Source organism: Paenibacillus polygoni, from assembly GCF_030263935.1.
Classification (GTDB): domain Bacteria; phylum Bacillota; class Bacilli; order Paenibacillales; family Paenibacillaceae; genus Paenibacillus; species Paenibacillus polygoni.
This window is the reverse complement of the sequence record NZ_CP127162.1, coordinates 1,792,566-1,812,904: the sequence shown is the minus strand read 5'-3', so window position 1 is coordinate 1,812,904 and position 20,339 is coordinate 1,792,566. Positions and strand designations below refer to the sequence as shown.

Here is a 20,339-nt window from a genome sequence, read left to right as displayed (position 1 = left end):
GCCTTAAGCCTTATGGTGCAATTAGGAGAAGAAGTCCCGCCTATGCGATAGGCGCAAGCGCGGGACTTCCAGGGTGACTTAGGTATGTGATTGTATGTAGTTTACAACTTCACCTACGGTCGTAATTTTCTCTGCATCTTCATCAGAGATCTCCATATCAAACTCATCTTCGAGTTCCATAACCAATTCAACAACGTCTAGAGAGTCAGCACCCAAATCATCTTTGAATGATGCTTCTAACGTTACTTCAGCTTCATCAGCGCCTAAACGATCAATTACGATGCGTTTTACGCGTTCCAATACGTCGGACATTTCCGGTTCACCTCCTCTTTCGTATTATACGAGAATAACTAGTAAAATGCCATAGACCCTACATGTCTCTCTTCATAGCTTCTTATAGATAGATTTCTATGACTAGAAGGATTAGGCAGGTTACATATACATTCCGCCATCAACATGCAGTGTTTGCCCTGTCATATAGGAAGCCGCCTCGGATGCAAGGAATGTAACTACCCCAGCAATTTCCTCTGGCTGACCCAATCTGCCAAGCGGAATATTTGTCATCATGCCCTCTACAATATCAGAAGATAACTCCTGTGTCATTTCGGTTTGAATAAAACCAGGTGCAACACAGTTTACCGTAATTCCACGAGAAGCTAATTCTCTGCTTGAAGATTTGGTAAGACCAATAACCCCTGCTTTCGCAGCCACATAATTGGCCTGACCTGCATTCCCTAACACGCCGACAACAGAAGATATATTAATAATTCGGCCATATCGTTGTTTCATCATCGGGCGAGTTACCGCTTTTAGACAATTGAACACGCCTTTCAGATTCGTCTCAATAACTTGGTCGAATTCTTCCTCTTTCATTCGCATAATGAGGTTATCCCTTGTTATTCCCGCATTGTTAACCAGAATATCAATTTTTCCCCATTGTTCGATGACCTGCTTCACCATTTGGTCAGCTTCTGCGGTAATTCCGACATTCGCTTTCACCGCGAACGCCTGAACCCCTTTTGCTTCAATCAGCTTCACCACTTCTGCAGCAGCAGCCTCGTTACCTGCATAATTCACAGCAACATGACAGCCCGCATCAGCTAAGGCAAGGGCGATACTGCGTCCAATCCCTCTAGACGCACCTGTAACAAGAGCAACTTGACCTTTGAGTGATATAGACATCTCTTGTGTACCTCCTTTCCTCAAGTATCATCGAAGTTAGATGTTTAAGAAAGTTCAGCAGCCAATACATTCAGGCTTTCCAAATTGTTCACATTATAAAGCTTCAAGGACTTGTCTACTTTCTTAATTAGACCTGTTAACACATTACCAGGGCCAATCTCGATAAATGTATCCACGCCTTGTTCTACGAGGTATAAGACCGTATCTTCCCATTTAACAGAGGAATAGACTTGTTCAACTAAAAGATTCTTAATCTTCTCTGCGTCTGTCACCGGTTCAGCAGTGACATTCGCAATAACAGGAACAGCTGCATCATGCAGTGTAACTTGAGCTAAGCGTTCTTGCAGCTTCTCGGCCGCACCTTTCATTAGAGAGGTGTGGAAAGGTCCGCTGACAACAAGAGGAATTGCTCTTTTTCCTCCTGCTTCTTTTACACGCTGAACAACTTCATTTACACCATCCTGTAAGCCGGAGACCACAATTTGTCCTGGTGAATTAAGATTCGCCAGTTCAACCAAGTAGTCCTCCCCTTGTGAAGAAATTGCAGCACAGAGCTCAGCCAGAGCTTCTCTTTCTGCACCAAGGACCGCTGCCATGGCACCACGGCCTCCAGGTACTGCTTCCTCCATAAATGTTCCTCTTGCACGAACAATGGATACTGCATCTTGAAACGAAATAACGCCTGATGCAACAAGCGCGCTATATTCACCAAGACTGTGACCTGCCATATAATCGGCGGTAATGTCTTTTTCCCTTAATGCTTCAAAAAGAGCAATACTTGCTGTCAATAGTGCAGGCTGGGTGTTTTTTGTTTGTTTCAAATCCGTATCTGGACCTTCGAACACTAACGTGCTCAGTGAAAATCCAAGTGCTTCATCTGCTTGTTTAAAAATAGCTTGGGATGCTTCTACCTGATCGTATGCATCTTTTGCCATTCCTACAGACTGAGAACCTTGTCCTGGAAATACAAAAGCAATTTTGCCCATACTAGATTCAAAACTCCTTTCGACCAATTACTAGAGTTAAAGAATAATATAAATAAATGATAATTACGAAATTATGTCACTAGATTACCAAACGAGAACCGAAGCTCCCCATGTCAATCCGCCGCCAAAACCAACCATCAGCACTTTATCGCCCGGTTTCATTCGGCCTTCTTCCGCTGCTTCAACGAGTGCGAGAGGTATGGATGCTGCAGAAGTATTCGCATACTTGTCCACATTAATAACTACCTTCTCCTCTGGAAGCTCAAGACGCTGCATGGCAGATTGAATAATACGGATATTAGCTTGATGTGGAATGAAGAGATCTACATCTTCTTTTCCAAGTCCTGCTTTTGCTAGTACATCAATTGTAGCTGTTCCCATAACACGAACCGCAAATTTGAAGACTTCTCTTCCGTTCATGTAGATATAATGCTGTTTATTCGCAACCGTCTCTTCTGAAGCTGGCAACCTAGAACCACCTGCTTGCAAGTTCAGAAGCGGACCGCCTGCTCCTTCAGCTCCCAGGTCAAACGACTTAAATCCGCGGCCTTCCGGTACTTCGCCCAGGATGACAGCACCAGCACCGTCTCCAAAAAGAACACTTGTGTTACGGTCTGTATAATCTGTAATTCTCGAAAGGCAATCCGCACCTATTATGAGTGCATTGTTGTACATTCCCGTTTGGATCATACTTGTTGCTGTTGCGAGACCATATACAAATCCGGAACACGCAGCGGACAGATCAAAAGCTGCCGCTCCTTTTGCACCAAGTTTATCTTGCAGAATACAAGCCGTGGATGGAAATGCACTGTCTGGTGTTACCGTTGCAACAATGATAAGTTCGATGTCTTCATGCTTAATGCCTGCAGATGCAGCTGCTGCTTTCGCGGCTTCAAAAGCTAGATCAGACGTAGCTTGCTCAGGCGCTGCAATATGACGTTCCCGAATCCCAGTACGAGAAACGATCCATTCGTCATTGGTATCCATCATTTTTTCCATATCCTGATTTGTCAAAATACGTTCAGGTACATATTTACCTGTACCGATGACACCGACTGGACGTAAATGTGTATTCATCATGTCACTCACTTCCCTGTAATTTCCTTAGATATACTTTCAACCAGCTGATTCTCAATGGCGATTCTAGCCTGCCGAACCGCATTCTTAATCGCATTTGCATCTGCTGATCCATGACTCTTGACAACAAGACGGCTAAGTCCAAGTAAAGGAGCACCGCCATGTTCTTTGTAATCGAGTTTTCCTTTTAGACTGCGCAGTTCCGGCATAAGCATGGCTGCTGCCAGTTTTGTCTTCAGTGAAGAAGTAAACTGTTCTTTCAAGAGAGCAAAAATAGCACCCGCTGCGCCTTCTACTGATTTCAGCAGTATATTACCTGCAAAACCGTCACAGACGAGTACATCACATGTTCCCATAAGAATATCTCTTGCTTCTACATTTCCAATAAAATGAATCGGCAGCTTCTCCAAAAGAGGATAGGCAACTTTCGTCAGTTCATTCCCTTTTCCCGGTTCAGTACCGACATTCAGAAGGCCCACTCTCGGGCGCTCAATGCCTTGAACTTTCTGACGGTAGATGCTTCCCATAAGTGCGTACTGCGCAAGATGCTCTGGTTTCGCATCCATATTCGCACCGAGATCAAGCGCAAGCATTCCCTTATCATCGATGGTTGGAATCATAGGAGCAAGGGCAGGTCTCTCAATCCCATGCATTCTGCCTACTACGAGCAGCCCTGTTGTCATCAGTGCACCTGTATTTCCAGCTGAGATCATCGCATCTGCACTGCCTTCACGAAGCATGCGTCCTGCAACGACCATCGAGGCGTCTTTCTTGCGGCGAACAGCTCTAACAGGTTCGTCATCGGATGTAATCACTTCCGATGCATGCTGAACAGTCAAGTTCTGCGGTCGTTCATTCCCAAGATAAGGCGCAATTGCTGTTTCGTCTCCGACAAGTACAATCTCGGTATCTTTCCATTCCTTAGCGGCAAGAAGGGCACCTTCTACACTTGCAGCCGGTGCATTGTCGCCTCCCATTGCATCAATGACGATCCTCATGATGATTACCTCCCTCTTCGCTATCTTGTCTTGCAGATCGGTAAATGACGAAGTTTCCTTGAAACACCATTTCCTCTCCGACATAAGCGAACACTTCTACTTTTGCCTTTCCCTTCTGTTCAGGCATCGAACGAACATATGCTTTAGCAATACACTTTTCTCCTAAATGAACCGGTCTTACAAACCGAATATCTGCGGAGGCAGTGAGTGCAATCTCATCGTTAATGACCGCTACAGCAAGTGAATTGGCCTGCGCAAACACATAGTGTCCACGCGCAATCCCCGTTCTAGAGAATACATGTTCATCTTTAATTTCAAAAATGGAAATACCACTTTTATCAAGCTGAAGATCAACAATATCTCCGATGACTTCATGTAACGGAAGGGAGCGAACTTGATCATATGACCTTTCAGCCATCAGCTTCATCCGCTCACGCAGTTCTGGAATGCCAAGTTCCATACGATCAAGACGAATCGTTTGAATACTTACCTTCAGCAGTCTGGTTAACTCTTGATCCGTGATAAAAGGATTGTCCTCAATCATCTGTGCAAGTTGCTGTTGCCTCTGTCTTTTCGGTATGCGTTCTATGACCAAGCTCCCCCTTACTTCCGAAATTTATAATCTCAAGGCTAAATCATCACCTTGTATATGTGAAACTAATCCGCGTCTAGTCTATGTAAAGCATAGCCAAACCATCTATATATTCAAAACATTATATTCTCTGTTATTCATTCGTCAATCAGGTATCTCCTACCTAAAGGCAATGATTAAAAACCATTTCTAGATCACAATCTAACCAAGGTTAGAACCTGGTACTAAAGCTTAGTATAAAGGAAGCTGGCGCAAAAAGAAAGTACTGCTTTATTACTAACAAAAAAATAGTACTCTATCCTGGGATAGAGTACTATTTCGCAGCAAAGCTATTATTGAGAGATGATCTCTCTAGATTTGTACGTTCCGCACACTTTGCATACGTGATGAGCAAGCTTCATTTCTCCGCATTGTTCACATTTCACCATACCTGGCACTGCCAATTTAAAGTGAGTACGACGTTTGTCACGACGAGTTTTGGATGTTCTCCGTTGAGGTACTGCCACAATTCCCACCTCCTTATCAAAATCAACTGTTGCATAATAGCACAGATGTCATGTATTCAGCAAAAAAAATTCAATAATCCATGCATTCCTATTGTGATGCAACTAGTTATTGATATCAACCATTAATTATTTATGTACGCTAAGCGATACACCAAACAATTAATGTTACTATTAATTATTCACGCACACTAAGTGATGCACCAAATAATTAATATCTACTATCAATCATTCATGCGCGCTAAGCGGTACACCGAATGATTAATATCTACTATCAATCATTCATGCACGCAATGCGATGCACCAAATGATTAATATCTACTATCAATTACTCATGCACGCTAAGCGGTGCATCAAATAATTAATATCATTTAAAGAAATCCTTAAGCCCAGCAAGCCGTGGATCCACAACAGTATTGTCGCAGTCACAACTGCTTTGGTTCAAGTCGGTACCGCATGTAGGACACAGCCCTTTGCAATCGGGCTTACACAGCGGCGCAAACGGTAGATGCAGCAAGAAATATTCTTCCATAAATGGATCAAGATTCACGATATCCTCGTCCACATACAAGGTATCATCTTCTTCATCCGCATCTTCCGGCTCTGTTCCTTGTTTGAACTGTTCGGCGAATTTCATATCTAAATGTTCATGTACGTTACCTAGACAACGAGAGCAGAGCATATCCACTTCGGCCGTTAACGGACCTTGAACATCCACAACGTCTCCCGGTAATGCAGTTAGTGTTAGTTCTGCCTGCAAAGGAGAAACGGCTGTGATTTCCTTGTTGTTTCGAATAAGATGACTAAGATCAAGTTGTTCCGATACCTTTACAGGTTCCGTACTTGCTGCCATCTTGCGAAATGACATTTGCATTATAATCACTCCAGACGATAAACCATTTTTTCAATCAGCCCTATTACTGTATACTATCTTAGTGTGTTGCAATACAGACATAAGTATGTTGAGAAAAGGGTCTAACAAACAAAAATCATTATAACGATTTTCAAAGAGGTTTGTCAACACTTTAAACTTTACACCCTGTATTGGAGAATAAGCTGTTCGTATAAAAACAGTTACCGTAACGGCTAATTCAAAATAATATCCTGCTATAATCCATTTCATAACTCATTCAAAACGATAAAATTGGGACTATATATAGAAAAATAGATCCATTTTGATCCATATATACTCCCGATTAAAGCAACGAAAGGTATTATGAAATTGATTTAACTAAGATAACAAATAAAGCAGGTCTTAAGCAAATCCGGGAGGTTGAACAATATCGTGAATTCCGCGGTAGGACTGATTGTAGAATATAACCCCATGCATAACGGTCACGTATATCATCTAGAGGAATCGAAAAAGCTCACACAGTCGAGCGCAGTGGTTGCCGTCATGAGCGGGCATTTTTTGCAGCGCGGCGAACCCGCGATCGTCAGCAAATGGGCACGAACGGAGATGGCGCTTACGCTCGGCGTCGATCTCGTGCTTGAACTGCCGGCTGCCTATGCAGTACAGCCGGCGGAATGGTTTGCCTATGGTGCGGTGGCCACCTTGCACCATACAGGCGTTGTTGATTCGCTCTGCTTTGGCAGCGAATCAGGTGAGCTTGCACCGCTGGTGGAGCTGGCGGACCTCTTAGCCAGTGAGCCGCAGGCTCTGGCTTCCCTCCTCCAGCAGCAGCTTGCCAGCGGTGCAAGCTATCCCGCAGCCTATGCAGCGGCTGCGGCAGCTCTTGCCCCCGGCAGTGATCCTGCGGGGGCACTGGCCTTGCTGAAGCAGCCCAATAATACACTTGGGCTGCACTATCTTATCGCGCTGCGCCGTTTAGGCAGCGCGATCAGGCCCTTCACGGCGCAGCGTACCGGCGCCGGGTACCACGATGCGATGCCGAGCACCGGCAGCATCGCAAGTGCAACAGCCGTGCGCCGGCTTCTGCTCGGCGAGGACGGCCTTGCCGCCGCGGCACCTTATGTGCCGGCGGAGGTACTAGCCATTCTGCAGCGCGAATGGCAGAATGGACGCGCTCCTGTGGATCTGGAGCGCTACCGTGACGCGCTTTTTACCCAGCTCGTGACGAAGAGCCCGAAGGAACTAGCGCGCTTTGGCGAGGTCACTGAGGGCCTCGAGCATCGTTTACTGAAAATGCTCCCTCAGCTTCCGGAGCTCTCCATCCATGCTCTCCTAGAAGCGGTCAAAACGAAAAGGTATACAAAAACAAAACTTCAGCGCATGCTGACTCATATTCTTCTACATCATGAGAAGGAGAAAATGACACCGGATATTCTTCGCCAAGGACCTCATTATATTCGGGTTCTTGGTTTTACGGATAAAGGACAAGCCTTGTTAAAAGAAATGCGCAAAAAAGCAACACTGCCGATCGTTATTAAAACGTCTGCCTTCGAGCATGATCAATTAACATGGGATCAGCAGGCTACAGCTGTCTATGGAATGGGCATGCCTAAGCCGGACCCAAGGCTATTGTATCGTGATTTTTACGAATCCCCTGTACGGATTGTAGAAAAATGATATGAAATCTATGCAGCTAAAACATATGATCATCTATAATTGATCATTCAATAAAAATAAGGCATATAACGTGAAGTCTCCGACCTCAAGTTATGTGCCCTATTTTTTTACGTGTAATTTTCATCACCATCCTGAGATGTGATGAAAAAAGTTTTATTTTTCGGAAAGCGTATCGATATATTCAAGGGCATCCTCTACCGTGTCCACAGGAACGAGTTTCATTTCTGTTTTGATGGAATCTGCCTTTTTCTTTGCATCCTCATAATTATCTCTAGGTACAAAGAAAATTTCCGCGTTTTCTCGGTCCGCAGCTACAATTTTATGAACTACACCGCCGATGGGTCCAACGATGCCTTCTTTCGTGATCGTTCCTGTTCCCGCAATAATGTGGCCTTTAGTCAAATCCCCTGGAGTAAGCTGATTATAAATTTCCAGCGTAAACATAAGTCCTGCAGAAGGACCGCCTACCCGGGTATCCTTAAATACGATCTGGTGGGCCGGATCTTCGGACTTTACCTTCTGAATGGTTCCGATCATCACGCCAAGACCGGCTCTTGTCTTCCCCGTATTCGTATCTTTAATCGGTACTAGCGTAACTTCTCTCGTGATGGTCTCTCCATTCCGATTTAACTGCATTTCAATGGAGTCTCCCGCTTTTTTACCCTCCAGTTCCTTTGACAGAACCGTATGATCAGGAGTAGGCACCCCATTTACAGACAGTATTTTATCTCCGGCCTCAATATCCCCTTGAGGCGCAGGATCTTTGGACAGACCAAACACAAATATATGCTCAGGTACAATACTATACTGAATGCCAGCCTGCTCATATGCAGCTTCCATAGCAGAAGATTGAGAATCACTCATATAGAAAACCTGCTCCGCCGAATATTCATCTTTTGATTTTCCGTGGAGACGCTCTGCTTTCTTTCCAATCTCCGCATGATTATTAAACACAGATAAAAAGAGGAGTGACAAATTCGCGTAACTCGCCGATACGGTGGTCATGAGAAATTCGCCCTCTTCTTGTTCATCCCCATTTTTTACTTCGACCATGGGTTTTACTGCCTCTGCCGAACCCGGCTGAGTAATGATATACGGCGTAGGCATATACACCAAAACATAAACCACAATGGCAAGTAGGGCGATATATAGCGTCGTTCGCATTCCGCTTTTTCTACGCATATCACTCATGAACGTTCACCTCCTCCTTACTTACAGACAGCTTGTTCTTGTTCTTTGTATTCTACATATACATGTATAGGACAACATATTCATCCACAGAACATCAAGCAGAAGCTAACAAGAACATGTTGCACCACTACCATTCAACCTTAAAACCTTAAAAAAAACCGCGCCTTTTTTTACAGGGTCGGTCTTTATCTTACCTATAGAGGTGATCGTTCATTGAACCTTAATAAGAAAACAAGTGCAGGTATGCGCTCCTTGATTCCTCCCTATCTCATCACAGTACTGCTGGGTATAGGTGCTCTTTTCCTCGTAGTCGCTATTATTTCTACACCCGAAGAGGCGTTTGAAGCCTCTATACAAGGACTTGATATCTGGTGGAAAATGGTGTTTCCTGCCTTGCTGCCCTTCCTAATGCTGTCCCAGATGCTGACTGCTTACGGTTTTACCCACGGACTGGGTGTACTTATCGACCCCTTAATGAAAAAAGGTTTCCGAATGCCGGGAGCAACCGGTATGGGACTAGCCATGGGCATGAGTGCTGGTTTCCCTTCCGGAGCCGATACTGCAGTACAGCTGTATGAACAAAAGTTAATCACGTCAAAAGAAGCCTCCCGGCTTGCTGCGCTCACGCATTTTACCAATCCTATGACACTTCTCGTTGTCATTGGTGCCGCTTTTTATCAAAATCCCGTTGTCGGTTACGTGCTCATCCTGGTTCACTGGGCAGCTGGTATCCTTTCCGGATTCATTCTCGCGAGATTTGCTGACAAGAATGATGCCGTATCGGTAAGTAATACGAACCCGCACTTACACGAATCAGCCGTTCCAAAAAAAGGTCTTCTCTACTCCATGTATCAAACCGCTGCTATGACTAGAAAAAAAGACGGCCGAAGTTTTGGGAAACTGCTCGGAGATACAGTAAGTCATGCCGTTCAAGTATTAATGATGACAGGCGGCTCAATGATCGTATTTTCTGTCCTAATAAGGTTGATTGGAAAATACATCACTCCATTTTTGCCGGATTATCTCTGGTCTTCTTTTTTCGAAATACACCTTGGGGCTTATGCTCTTCGTTCCACTGATATCATCTCGCAGCCAATCCAGTTCGGGCTACTTGCAGCGGCGATCGGCTGGGGAGGGCTCAGTTCACACTGGCAAGTCTCAGCTCTCTTGAAGCCATACGGAATCAGCACATCTATCTTTACTTTTGGACGAATATTACATGCATGTATTTCCTATATTCTTGTCCTGATCCTGTGGACACCCATTAAAATGTGGCTTGTCTCCACTAAAACCGTGTTCAATGACGCTTCCACCGCAGTAAACAGCATCTCAGAACCTGTAATAAACGGTTTTCAGTATGCAGGATGGTTCGGGCTACTTCTCATTTTGCTGCTAACAACGTTCATTTTGTTATCCAAATGGATTGCCGGATGGAAGTCTACTCGAGGGCCTTTTTCTCATTAACTTTACGTCTAAGCGCTTCTTCCACTTCTTTGGACACTAGGTCTGTTACATCTCCATTAAAGCTTGCAATTTCCTTAACCACACTGGAACTAAGATAGGAATAAATCGGATCGGTCATCATAAAAATAGTCTCGGCGTCCTTATTCAATTTCTTATTCAAGGACGCGAGCTGCAATTCGTATTCAAAATCCGTTACCGACCGAATTCCGCGCACAATAACATCGGCCCCTTTAACGCGTACATAGCTCGCAGTAAGATCACGAAAACTATCCACTTCTACATTGGGCAGATCCTTCGTAACCATCTCCAGTAATTCAACACGCTCCTCTACCGAAAATAGAGGATTCTTGCTTTTATTGTTCAAAACAGCAACCACCAGACGATCAAACTGTTTGGAAGCTCTTGTAATGATATCGAGATGCCCCATCGTTACGGGATCAAAACTACCCGGATAGACGGCTACTCTCTCGCCTGAGTGTACTTCTTTATTCATCGACTTGTATCTCCTGACTTGTTTCATTATGACTTGTATCTTCCTCCACTGCTTCAGTGCTGGGAGAATAATGGTATACCGATATAGCTGTATCACCATAGGTAGTTTTTCGAGTTTGGGCAAAATGTCCAAAGTTTTCTTCATACTCATGATCTGCATCATATTCAACAACTACAATTGCATCTTCAGATAACATATCGTTCTCCTGCATCGCCAGCATGAGTTCATCTGCATTTTTCATCCGGTAAGGCGGATCTAGAAAAACAACATCAAACTTGTAAGCACGTTTTGCGAGCAGTTTCAAAGCTCTGCCAGCCTCATTACGATACACTTCTGCCTTACTCTCAAGCTTGGTAGCCTTCAAGTTAGCTCGAATAACTTCAATACTTTTGGGTTCAAGGTCGATAAATATCCCCTTTTCCATCCCTCTGCTAAGTGCCTCTATGCCAAGTCCGCCGCTGCCAGCGAACAGATCGAGCACATTTCCACCTTCAAAATAAGGTCCAATCATACTAAAGACCGCTTCCTTCACCTTATCGGTTGTCGGGCGTGTCCCTGTTCCGGGAACTGCTTTAAGCGGTCTTCCTTTTGCTGTGCCTGATATCACTCTCACCTTTTTATGTCACCCTGTTTCTGTCTTAATATGTGCCTTTATTATACCGATATCGTACCACAATCTATAATAGATGTGAAAATGCCTAAATCAATTTTGCAAAAAGAATTGGCCCGGTCATGTATAAACTTACGTGAGAGCGGTCATGATGTAATTATCGGCATCACAAGTGCCGTAGACAACCGCGGAGAAGACTTACGTTTCCCCATAAGCTCTTCATCCGGTTTCTCCTCTCCCATGATTTGGGCGTCTCGAAAGAGGCGCCCAAAATTATTTTGTAAAGGAAAACAATCACTTTAAATATACTTTTCTGACCTCTATAATAGAAGAAGGAAAATTACTAGTTTCTTCTCTGATATTCTCTGCTCCTTTAAATAGATTCTTCTCACTCATCATTTCCACTCTAAATTTAACAATTGGATTGCAAGTATTAGCCTGACTTCAAAGGAATTCCCCATATAAAAACTGTACACAACAAAGCACCGTGCATTTGAATATTGATTCTATTCTCTGTAAGCTTATAGATGAAGATACTGAAGATACTCCTCTTTTCTTCGCAGATGTCCCTTTAATGAAACAACACTTCACTGGGCAGAGTAGAGTTTATTAAAATAAAACGTCTATGAGATAAAAGTTTAAATCTAATTGAGAATTATTCTTGACAGAATGATAAGGTTATATGATAATAATTATCAGATTAGAATTATTATTATTTAATTAGTTTTGAGTTTTATCTCCATACTAATTAAATATGAATTCTGCAATAACAAACATACCACTATTAGGAGGAACATGAATATGTCTCTAATCGGAAAAGAAGTCCAAGAATTTAAAGCTAACGCTTTTCAAAAAGGTGAATTTATCGAAGTAACTGAACAAAACTTTAAAGGTCAATGGAGCGTTGTATGCTTCTACCCTGCTGACTTCACTTTCGTATGCCCAACTGAACTTGAAGATCTTCAAAATCAATATGCTACACTGAAAGATCTTGGCGTAGAAGTATACTCTGTATCTACTGATACTCACTTTACACATAAAGCTTGGCACGATCATTCCGAAACTATCGGTAAAATCGAATACATCATGATCGGTGACCCTTCCCAAAAAATCTCCCGTATCTTTGATGTACTAGACGAAGAAGCTGGTCTTGCTGACCGCGGTACTTTCATCATCGATCCAGATGGTGTTATCCAAACCGTAGAAATTAATGCTGGCGGTATTGGCCGTGACGCAAGTACACTTGTTAACAAAATCAAAGCAGCACAATATGTTCGTAACAACCCAGGTGAAGTATGCCCGGCTAAATGGCAAGAAGGTAGTGCAACACTGAAACCAAGCCTTGATCTTGTAGGCAAAATCTAAGGAGTGCGTCAATATGATACTAGAAGCAGATATTAAAGCTCAATTAGAACAATATCTTCAGCTTCTGGAAGGCGACGTAGTACTTAAAGTATGTGCGGGAGACGATGAAGTCTCCCGTGACATGCTTTCCCTAGTGGACGAGCTTGCTACGATGTCCTCCAGAATTAAAGTTGAAAAAGCACAATTGGAAAGAACACCAAGCTTCAGTGTTAACCGTGTTTCTGAAAACACTGGTGTTGTTTTTGCTGGTATTCCTTTAGGACATGAATTTACTTCCTTGGTACTCGCTTTGCTTCAAGTAAGCGGCAGACCTCCAAAAGTAGATCAAAAGGTAATTGATCAAGTGAAAAGTATTCAAGATGAGCTTCATTTTGAATCTTACATCAGCTTGTCTTGCCACAACTGTCCTGATGTCGTTCAAGCGCTAAACGTAATGAGCGTACTGAATCCGAACATCACACATACCATGATCGATGGTGCTGCATTTAAGGAAGAAGTGGAGAGCAAAGATATTATGGCTGTTCCTACTGTTTTCTTGAATGGAGAATCATTTGGAAGCGGCCGTATGACACTGGAAGAAATTCTTGCAAAAGTAGGAAGCACTCCAGATGCATCCGAGTTCAACAATAAAGAACCATATGATGTACTCGTTGTCGGCGGTGGACCAGCAGGTGCTAGTGCTGCTATTTATGCTGCACGTAAAGGAATTCGTACAGGTATTATTGCAGAACGTTTCGGCGGACAAATTATGGATACACTGGGTATCGAGAACTTTATCAGTGTGAAACATACCGAAGGTCCGAAACTGGCTGCAAGCCTCGAAGAACACGTAAAAGAGTACGATATTGATCTGATGAACCTGCAGCGTGCAAAACGTCTGGAGAAAAAAGACCTTATCGAAATCGAGCTGGAAAACGGTGCTGTGGTTAAGAGTAAGACGGTTATTCTTTCCACAGGTGCTAGATGGCGTAATGTTGGCGTACCGGGCGAAGCCGAGTTTAAAAACAAAGGCGTAGCTTACTGCCCTCACTGCGACGGCCCATTGTTTGAAGGAAAACATGTTGCTGTAATCGGCGGTGGTAACTCTGGTATTGAAGCTGCCATTGACCTTGCTGGTATCGTAAAACATGTAACAGTACTTGAGTTCATGCCTGAGCTTAAAGCAGACTCTGTTCTTCAAGAGCGCCTTTACAGCTTGCCAAACGTTACGGTTCTTAAAAATGTTCAAACCAAGGAAATTACAGGTACCGACAAAGTAAATGGTATTTCCTATATTGAACGCGATACAGGAACGGTTCAACATATCGAACTTCAAGGGGTATTTGTTCAAATCGGTCTTGTTCCAAATACAGATTGGTTAGGCGACACGATTGAACGTACGAGAATGGGTGAAATTATTGTAGATAAACACGGTGCAACAAGCCTTCCTGGCGTATTTGCTGCCGGCGACTGCACAGACAGTGCCTACAAACAAATCATTATCTCAATGGGATCAGGTGCAACAGCTTCACTTGGAGCATTTGACTATCTTATCCGCAATTAATATATATCATCTTGAAACACAAAAACGACCGAATGGTTATCCAATTCGGTTGTTTTTGTGTTTTGGTCTGTTTTTTTCGTTTTGGTTTTGGTTTTGGTTTTGGTTTTGGTTTTTAACACGATATCCCTATTTCAAATTCTATAACTAAAAAATTCGAGATAATAGAATTACGCCTGCAATAATTCCAACGATAATCAGCAAATTAGAAACTTCACGCCATAAGGAGGGAACACCATTTTTATGCAGTTCCTCTTCCTTCACATCAAAGTTTGATTTAGCGCTATATGGATCCATGGGTTTAGAAAATTGGTTCTGATCTTGGAAATGATCGTCATTCATCGTACTGCCCCCTTTAGCAAACTATACTCCTACTTCTTCTTACTCACATGTTATTGACTACGCTGAATCAATTTTCATAATACCTTTTGATAAAATAGGAAGGGATATACTCTATAAACGCTTTGAGGGCGAAAAAGTTAAAAGTTAAAAAGCACCTATTTGCAGTACTCACAAATTAGTGCCAAAATAAAAAGACACGGAGAAAGGAACGTTTATAACGATCTTTTCCATGTCTTATTATTGGTCATCAGTAAATCATGATGACTCACCAAATCAGAATAACTTATTTTTGTTTATACCGAAAAGTTGGCATTCCTTTTACACCCGGTTTGATTCGAAACAGTCCGCCTGCGTGCGGCGTTTTTTTGAGTTGTTCGGCGCTTAGTCCGTTTCGCGCTGTAGTGATATACAGCTCGTCCAAATTTTTACCTCCAAAGCAGCAACAAGTCACTTGCTCCGCAGGAACCTCTATATGTGAGAGCATTTTCCCTGTGTCCGGATTCCAGCGGCTTACTTGAGATCCGCCCCAATGTGCAATCCAGATCATCCCTTCTGCATCTACGGTCATGCCATCAGGAAAACCAACATTATCAGGAAAATCCACTGCTGTTCTGCGATTAGACACTTTGCCTGTCTTTTCATCGTAATCAAGCCGGTCTATCTTCCCTGTAGGTGTATCAATATAATACATGGTTTTATGATCAGGACTCCAACCTAAACCATTAGAGGTGGAAACTTCGGTAAAGATGGTACTGACTTCTCCGTCTTCCAGACAATAAAAAGCGCCTTGCTTGTCTTTTCCTTCAAGACTCATCGTCCCTGCCCAAAAGCGGCCTGCGGGGTCACATTTACCATCGTTGAACCGGTTATCCTTACGACCCTCTTCCGGGTCATGAATAAGCTGCAGCTCTCCGGTATGGAGGTTGTACACATGATACCCATCTCGAAGCGCAACGATAACGCGTTCTTTCTCGTATGGTACAACAGCTCCGATATGTTGTCCGATATCATAAACGGTATCCTCGCCCGTCTGCGGATCATAAGCATGCAGCTTAAACCCTTCAATGTCTACCCAAAATAAACGGCCCGCTTCTGCATCCCAGCTGGGACCCTCTCCAAGCTTCGCTTTTGCATCTAATACAAGTTCAAGTTCTGACATCTTAAACACTCCTTCGCTAATCGCTATCACACTCTGGCGGTGCATCTATCCATGTTAATACACGAGATGGACACTACTTAAACGCAAGGACTACCCCTAACCAAAACCAAATCCCATACCACAGACTAAATATCCGGGCCTGTTCTACCTTATCAGTAACCTTTTCTCTTATCATTATAGAACTGTCTTCAGCTTACAGCCTTAACCCCAAGGCCGACTTGTCTTCTAAACTCTCTACCATCCCTGCTTCCGAAGCCAGGTAATACATAGTTCCTTCCACTTTCCTGTTGTTTCTGCGAACTCCTCAGCCAGTCCAATTCCATGCCGTCCTTCTTCAAAAATATGAAGCTCATGAGGAACTCTTGATTCACTTAACGCCATAGACATCGCAAGGCTGTTCTGAACAGGGACTGCCTCATCTGCATACGTGTGCCAAATAAAAGCAGGCGGTGTTTCCTTGCATACTTGCTTTTCGTTACTATACTTTTGAATGAGATCGCTCGAAGCGCCTTTACCAAGCAATGCTTCTCTTGAACCTAAATGGCCGTAATCCTCCATCGTAATCACAGGGTAACAAAGAATCATTGCATCCAGCTTTGAACTCTCCGAGGCTACAGGGTCTTTCGGGCTCTCATCACCAAGAACCCACGAAGTTCCCGCATTCGCAGTCAAATGTCCTCCAGCAGAGAATCCGAGCATAGCAATCCGACCTTTTTCAATCCCATATTCCTGTGCATGGGCTCTTACATACTGTATGGCCCGTCTAGCATCAGCGAGAGGTGCAGGTTCTTTGTGCGGAGAAATTCGGTATTTTAATACAAATGCCGAAATGCCCGATTCATTCAGCCACTTTGCTACAGGTTCTCCTTCATGATCCGCTAGATGGCCGTATCCGCCGCCTGGGCAAACGATAACCGCACTTTTGGCACCTTCCGCTAGGTAGGCTCTCAGTGTAGGTCGATCTGCTTCATATCCCTCTGCTGCATAAGGAGGCAGACCAGGCCAAATGAATAGTTCAGACATTCTTTTCCCTTCTTTCTTCTTCCCATGTGATGTTTCCTCGTCTATCTAACCCATCATCCTATATAAAACCGTTTTCATCAATCCTAAAGAAGCATTTAATCTATAGATTGTCCCGGTTAAGGCTTCGATAGCTAGAATGAAATGGTTTCATTTATCAGTACAATTTACGAAATTGTTCGGGTGTTACCCCTTCGATTTTACGAAACGTAGCTACAAAATGGCTTGCATCCCGAAAGCCGACAGCTTCTGCTGTTTCCTTAACCGTCATATTCGGGCGTGATGTGAGAATTTCTTTCGCTCTGCGAATTCGTTTCAGGATGAAATATCCATAGGCAGTCTCTCCAAAAGATTGCTTGAAAAGGGTATTGACGTATCGAGGACTAACCGACAGTACAGCTGCCATTTCTGATAAGCCAACATTCGGATCACTCAATTTTTCTTCCATAAACTGAAGCAGTGGAGCAAGCCTTTCAAGAGAGTGAGACAACGAAGGTGAATTTCCTGTCGTTCCATATTTTTTGAGCAGCAAAAGAAAACGGTATAGATCCCCAGACGCTTCAAGACCCGTTAAATCGCGATCACTGCCGATGGACCCAAGAACTTGTTGTCCAAAGAACTGAAGCTCCGACGAAGGGTCCCACTGATAACATGCCGATGGATCAAGTTCAAGTGTTGCTAGAATGGCACTCGTCTGCGGACCGCTAAACGTAATATATAGAGTAGACCATGAAGTACCTGCCTCTAATCTTTTGTATTCATGCGGTTCACCTGGGGCCACAAGTACACCGGTTCCAGGGGGAAGCGGGTACGTTTTTCCGGCAAAAGTAAACTCTCCCTCCCCTTCCATGGTCTGCAGCCAGTGGTAACAAGGATATCCTGCGGAACGCACGATTGATTCTTGATTTAAATTCACTCCAATACTTTCAATATATAATGGCAACGGTTGTTCTCTGCTCGTCATAAAAAAACGTTGATGTTCTGGAGTAAACAGCATCATATCACCTCAAAGTTAGTTCCATATTATTATATACGTCTCTACAATTCTTATATTTTAAAAATACATCTCATGATATATCATGGACTTATTCTTATACAAGAGGTGAATCCATTGATTAGTTCCAAACTTCCTAAAATATTCTACGGCGGCGACTACAACCCAGAGCAATGGGACGAGGCAACACATCAAGAAGATCTTCGTATGTTTAAAATAGCAGGTATCGATATCGCAACGATAAATGTATTCTCATGGGCTAAAAACCAACCTGATGAAATCACCTATCATTTTGAATGGCTTGATGAACTCATCGACAGTCTTTATGAAAGCGGTGTCTATGTTTGTCTAGCAACCAGCACCGGTGCTCATCCGGCATGGATGGCTACTAAATATAAAGACGTACTCCGTGTAGATCGAGATGGCCGAAAACGGAAGTTTGGCGGACGTCACAACTCCTGTCCAAATAGCCCGACCTATCGTTTGTACTCCGAACGAATTGCAGGCAAGCTTGCGGAACGTTATCAAGATCATCCTGCGGTTCTTGTATGGCATGTATCCAATGAATATGGCGGTGAATGTTACTGTGACAACTGTGAACGTGCTTTTCGTGTATGGTTGAAACAACGTTATCAGAATCTAGATAACCTGAATAAAGCCTGGAACACCGCTTTTTGGGGACACACCTTCTATGACTGGGACGAGATCGTACTCCCAAGCAATCTCAGTGAAGAATGGGGTGAGCGCAGAACCAATTTCCAAGGGATCTCTCTTGACTACTCTCGTTTTAATTCGGATAGTATGCTCGCTTGCTACCAGATGGAGTATGATGCAATTAAGAGATACATACCGGATTCTGTAGTAACTACCAACTTGATGGGATTCTTCAAACAGCTTGATTACTTCAAATGGGCAAAACATATGGACATCGTATCTTGGGACAGCTACCCGAGTCTCACCACTCCTCCTAGTGAAACAGCAATGGCAAATGACCTGATGAGAGGTCTAAAAGACGGTATGCCGTTCATGCTGATGGAGCAGACGCCAAGCCAGCAAAACTGGCAGCCCTACAACTCTTTAAAACGTCCAGGCGTCATGCGCCTTCAGAGCTACCAGACCGTTGCCCATGGAGCAGATACCGTAATGTTCTTCCAGCTTCGCAGATCCATCGGCGCTTGTGAGAAATACCATGGTGCGGTCATTGAACATGCAGGCCATGAAAATACCCGAGTATTCCGTGAAGTAACTCAGCTAGGCCAAGAACTCGCGAAACTCGGAGATCGAATACTTGACTCTCGTGTAGAATCTAAAGTAGCTATTCTGTTTGATTGGGAAAACTGGTGGGCGATTGAGAAATCAAGCGGTCCTTCGGTAGCACTGAACTATGTAGAACAAATTCATAAGTACTATGCAGCCTTCTATCGCCAGAATATCCAGGTTGATATGATCAGCGTAGATACGGATCTTTCTTCCTATGAGGTTGTTGTAGCCCCTGTGCTCTACATGGTAAAACCCGGATTCGCTAATAAACTGGAGACATTCACAAAAAACGGCGGCACCTTTGTAACTACGTTCTTCAGCGGAGTAGTGAATGAGAATGACCTAGTCACTGTCGGGGGATACCCTGGTGAACTTCGAGATCTTCTCGGCATATGGGTAGAAGAAATCGATGCACTGTTCCCAGACCAAAAGAACAAAATGATGATTAAAAACACATTTGGCAAACTTTCGGGCGAGTATGAATGCGGTCTGCTCTGCGATCTGCTCCATACCGAAGGTGCAGAAGTGATTGCTGAGTATGGTGAAGATTTCTATCAAGGCATGCCATCTTTGACCCGTAATGTATTTGGCCTTGGTGAAGCCTACTATGTTGCTTCTGATCCAGAAACCAGCTTCCTTGACGGCCTGGTTGATAAAATAGCGGCCGATAAAGGTATTGGACCGACGCTCGTTACACCTGATGGCGTTGAAGTCAGCCGCCGTGTAAAAGACGGAATCTCTTATCTATTTGTGCTTAACTTCAATAAGGAAGCTTGTTCCTATGATCTAGGTGATGTTCAGGCTAAGGATCTTCTGACAGGTACTGACCATCAGGGAACGATCCAAATTGAAGAACGCGGTGTACAAATACTGCAAGTTAAATAGTACGCAGCAGGCGTATTCTATACCCGTTTTCTTATATCCATTTTCTTTAACCTTTTTTATACCCATTTTTATACCTATTCCCGTATCACCTGCGTAAGCAGAGGGTGCGGGATTTTTTTGTTGTCCCCGCCTTTTTGCAGGTAAATAA

The 20,339-nt window shown here is 43.7% G+C and carries 20 protein-coding genes; 5 read left to right on the top strand and 15 right to left on the bottom strand.

Going from position 1 to position 20,339, the window contains the following annotated elements:
* Positions 1–78: 78 nt before the first annotated feature.
* From acpP to QPK24_RS08675, 8 genes are all read right to left on the bottom strand, one after another.
* Positions 79–312, bottom strand: a complete 234-nt coding sequence (acpP, locus tag QPK24_RS08710; RefSeq protein ID WP_160036471.1) for an acyl carrier protein — start codon at positions 310–312, stop codon at positions 79–81.
* A 120-nt stretch (positions 313–432) separates the two neighbouring features.
* The gene (fabG, locus tag QPK24_RS08705) at positions 433–1,182 is read right to left on the bottom strand and encodes a 3-oxoacyl-[acyl-carrier-protein] reductase (RefSeq protein WP_285747902.1); all 750 of its coding nucleotides are present in this window, start codon (positions 1,180–1,182) and stop codon (positions 433–435) included.
* 44 nt (positions 1,183–1,226) lie between these two features.
* Positions 1,227–2,168, bottom strand: coding sequence for an ACP S-malonyltransferase (gene fabD, locus QPK24_RS08700; RefSeq protein ID WP_285747900.1), 942 nt, complete (start codon positions 2,166–2,168; stop codon positions 1,227–1,229).
* Between the two features lie 84 nt (positions 2,169–2,252).
* Positions 2,253–3,248, bottom strand: coding sequence for a beta-ketoacyl-ACP synthase III (locus QPK24_RS08695; protein ID WP_407082966.1), 996 nt, complete (start codon positions 3,246–3,248; stop codon positions 2,253–2,255).
* Positions 3,249–3,253: 5 nt separating this feature from the next.
* The gene (plsX, locus tag QPK24_RS08690; RefSeq protein ID WP_285747898.1) at positions 3,254–4,243 is read right to left on the bottom strand and encodes a phosphate acyltransferase PlsX; all 990 of its coding nucleotides are present in this window, start codon (positions 4,241–4,243) and stop codon (positions 3,254–3,256) included.
* The gene (gene fapR, locus QPK24_RS08685; protein WP_201450751.1) at positions 4,227–4,823 is read right to left on the bottom strand and encodes a transcription factor FapR; all 597 of its coding nucleotides are present in this window, start codon (positions 4,821–4,823) and stop codon (positions 4,227–4,229) included. Before fapR ends, plsX begins: the two co-directional genes overlap by 17 nt.
* 344 nt (positions 4,824–5,167) lie before the next feature.
* Positions 5,168–5,341: a 50S ribosomal protein L32 gene (gene rpmF, locus QPK24_RS08680; RefSeq protein ID WP_160036476.1), complete on the bottom strand. Its 174-nt coding sequence runs from the start codon at positions 5,339–5,341 to the stop codon at positions 5,168–5,170.
* 364 nt (positions 5,342–5,705) lie between these two features.
* Complete coding sequence (locus tag QPK24_RS08675; protein ID WP_285747895.1) at positions 5,706–6,212, bottom strand: YceD family protein; 507 nt, start codon at positions 6,210–6,212, stop codon at positions 5,706–5,708.
* Between the two features lie 399 nt (positions 6,213–6,611).
* On the opposite strand from QPK24_RS08675, the gene QPK24_RS08670 reads away from it, so the two are divergent.
* Positions 6,612–7,868 (top strand): nucleotidyltransferase, encoded by a 1,257-nt coding sequence (locus QPK24_RS08670; RefSeq protein WP_407082965.1) that lies wholly within the window; start codon positions 6,612–6,614, stop codon positions 7,866–7,868.
* Between the two features lie 153 nt (positions 7,869–8,021).
* Here the strand turns inward: QPK24_RS08670 and QPK24_RS08665 are convergent, their stop codons facing one another.
* The gene (locus tag QPK24_RS08665; protein WP_285747893.1) at positions 8,022–9,059 is read right to left on the bottom strand and encodes a SepM family pheromone-processing serine protease; all 1,038 of its coding nucleotides are present in this window, start codon (positions 9,057–9,059) and stop codon (positions 8,022–8,024) included.
* A 213-nt stretch (positions 9,060–9,272) separates the two neighbouring features.
* Between QPK24_RS08665 and QPK24_RS08660 the strand changes: the two genes are divergently transcribed.
* Positions 9,273–10,523: a nucleoside recognition domain-containing protein gene (locus tag QPK24_RS08660; protein WP_285747891.1), complete on the top strand. Its 1,251-nt coding sequence runs from the start codon at positions 9,273–9,275 to the stop codon at positions 10,521–10,523.
* Here the strand turns inward: QPK24_RS08660 and coaD are convergent.
* Positions 10,498–11,016 (bottom strand): pantetheine-phosphate adenylyltransferase, encoded by a 519-nt coding sequence (coaD, locus tag QPK24_RS08655; RefSeq protein WP_160036480.1) that lies wholly within the window; start codon positions 11,014–11,016, stop codon positions 10,498–10,500. The two genes, QPK24_RS08660 and coaD, sit on opposite strands and share 26 nt — an antisense overlap.
* Positions 11,009–11,629 carry a 16S rRNA (guanine(966)-N(2))-methyltransferase RsmD gene (rsmD, locus tag QPK24_RS08650; protein ID WP_285747888.1) on the bottom strand — a complete coding sequence of 207 codons (621 nt, stop codon included), beginning with the start codon at positions 11,627–11,629 and terminating at the stop codon, positions 11,009–11,011. The genes coaD and rsmD overlap by 8 nt, the downstream gene beginning before the upstream one ends.
* Before the next feature lie 798 nt (positions 11,630–12,427).
* Between rsmD and ahpC the strand changes: the two genes are divergently transcribed.
* Both ahpC and ahpF read left to right on the top strand, forming a co-directional pair.
* Positions 12,428–12,991 (top strand): alkyl hydroperoxide reductase subunit C, encoded by a 564-nt coding sequence (gene ahpC, locus QPK24_RS08645; protein ID WP_285747887.1) that lies wholly within the window; start codon positions 12,428–12,430, stop codon positions 12,989–12,991.
* Between the two features lie 13 nt (positions 12,992–13,004).
* Complete coding sequence (gene ahpF / locus QPK24_RS08640; RefSeq protein WP_285747885.1) at positions 13,005–14,534, top strand: alkyl hydroperoxide reductase subunit F; 1,530 nt, start codon at positions 13,005–13,007, stop codon at positions 14,532–14,534.
* A gap of 144 nt (positions 14,535–14,678) precedes the next feature.
* On the opposite strand, the gene QPK24_RS08635 is transcribed toward ahpF, so the two are convergent.
* From QPK24_RS08635 to QPK24_RS08620, 4 genes are all read right to left on the bottom strand, one after another.
* A complete protein-coding gene (locus tag QPK24_RS08635) occupies positions 14,679–14,873 on the bottom strand; it encodes a hypothetical protein (protein WP_285747882.1) in 195 nt (64 codons plus the stop codon).
* A gap of 283 nt (positions 14,874–15,156) precedes the next feature.
* Positions 15,157–16,032, bottom strand: a complete 876-nt coding sequence (locus tag QPK24_RS08630) for an SMP-30/gluconolactonase/LRE family protein (protein WP_285747880.1) — start codon at positions 16,030–16,032, stop codon at positions 15,157–15,159.
* A 234-nt stretch (positions 16,033–16,266) separates the two neighbouring features.
* Positions 16,267–17,055, bottom strand: a complete 789-nt coding sequence (locus QPK24_RS08625; protein WP_285747878.1) for an alpha/beta hydrolase — start codon at positions 17,053–17,055, stop codon at positions 16,267–16,269.
* Positions 17,056–17,209: 154 nt separating this feature from the next.
* Entirely contained in the window at positions 17,210–18,052 is an 843-nt protein-coding gene (locus tag QPK24_RS08620) for an AraC family transcriptional regulator (RefSeq protein WP_320416914.1), read from the bottom strand.
* Between the two features lie 111 nt (positions 18,053–18,163).
* Here QPK24_RS08620 and QPK24_RS08615 point away from each other — a divergent pair, with 111 nt between their 5' ends.
* Entirely contained in the window at positions 18,164–20,191 is a 2,028-nt protein-coding gene (locus tag QPK24_RS08615) for a beta-galactosidase (RefSeq protein WP_285747876.1), read from the top strand.
* Positions 20,192–20,339 lie beyond the last annotated feature (148 nt).

What these genes read in the sequence shown, in the direction of transcription:
- coaD (WP_160036480.1), bottom strand. Translation starts at nt 11,016, where the DNA reads ATGAATAAAGAAGTACACTCAGGCGAGAGAGTAGCCGTCTATCCGGGT.
- QPK24_RS08620 (WP_320416914.1), bottom strand. Translation starts at nt 18,052, where the DNA reads ATGATGCTGTTTACTCCAGAACATCAACGTTTTTTTATGACGAGCAGA.
- QPK24_RS08665 (WP_285747893.1), bottom strand. Translation starts at nt 9,059, where the DNA reads ATGAGTGATATGCGTAGAAAAAGCGGAATGCGAACGACGCTATATATC.
- QPK24_RS08635 (WP_285747882.1), bottom strand. Translation starts at nt 14,873, where the DNA reads ATGAATGACGATCATTTCCAAGATCAGAACCAATTTTCTAAACCCATG.
- acpP (WP_160036471.1), bottom strand. Translation starts at nt 312, where the DNA reads ATGTCCGACGTATTGGAACGCGTAAAACGCATCGTAATTGATCGTTTA.
- QPK24_RS08625 (WP_285747878.1), bottom strand. Translation starts at nt 17,055, where the DNA reads ATGTCTGAACTATTCATTTGGCCTGGTCTGCCTCCTTATGCAGCAGAG.
- plsX (WP_285747898.1), bottom strand. Translation starts at nt 4,243, where the DNA reads ATGAGGATCGTCATTGATGCAATGGGAGGCGACAATGCACCGGCTGCA.
- ahpC (WP_285747887.1), top strand. Translation starts at nt 12,428, where the DNA reads ATGTCTCTAATCGGAAAAGAAGTCCAAGAATTTAAAGCTAACGCTTTT.
- QPK24_RS08675 (WP_285747895.1), bottom strand. Translation starts at nt 6,212, where the DNA reads ATGCAAATGTCATTTCGCAAGATGGCAGCAAGTACGGAACCTGTAAAG.
- QPK24_RS08630 (WP_285747880.1), bottom strand. Translation starts at nt 16,032, where the DNA reads ATGTCAGAACTTGAACTTGTATTAGATGCAAAAGCGAAGCTTGGAGAG.
- ahpF (WP_285747885.1), top strand. Translation starts at nt 13,005, where the DNA reads ATGATACTAGAAGCAGATATTAAAGCTCAATTAGAACAATATCTTCAG.
- fabG (WP_285747902.1), bottom strand. Translation starts at nt 1,182, where the DNA reads ATGTCTATATCACTCAAAGGTCAAGTTGCTCTTGTTACAGGTGCGTCT.
- QPK24_RS08695 (WP_407082966.1), bottom strand. Translation starts at nt 3,248, where the DNA reads ATGATGAATACACATTTACGTCCAGTCGGTGTCATCGGTACAGGTAAA.
- fabD (WP_285747900.1), bottom strand. Translation starts at nt 2,168, where the DNA reads ATGGGCAAAATTGCTTTTGTATTTCCAGGACAAGGTTCTCAGTCTGTA.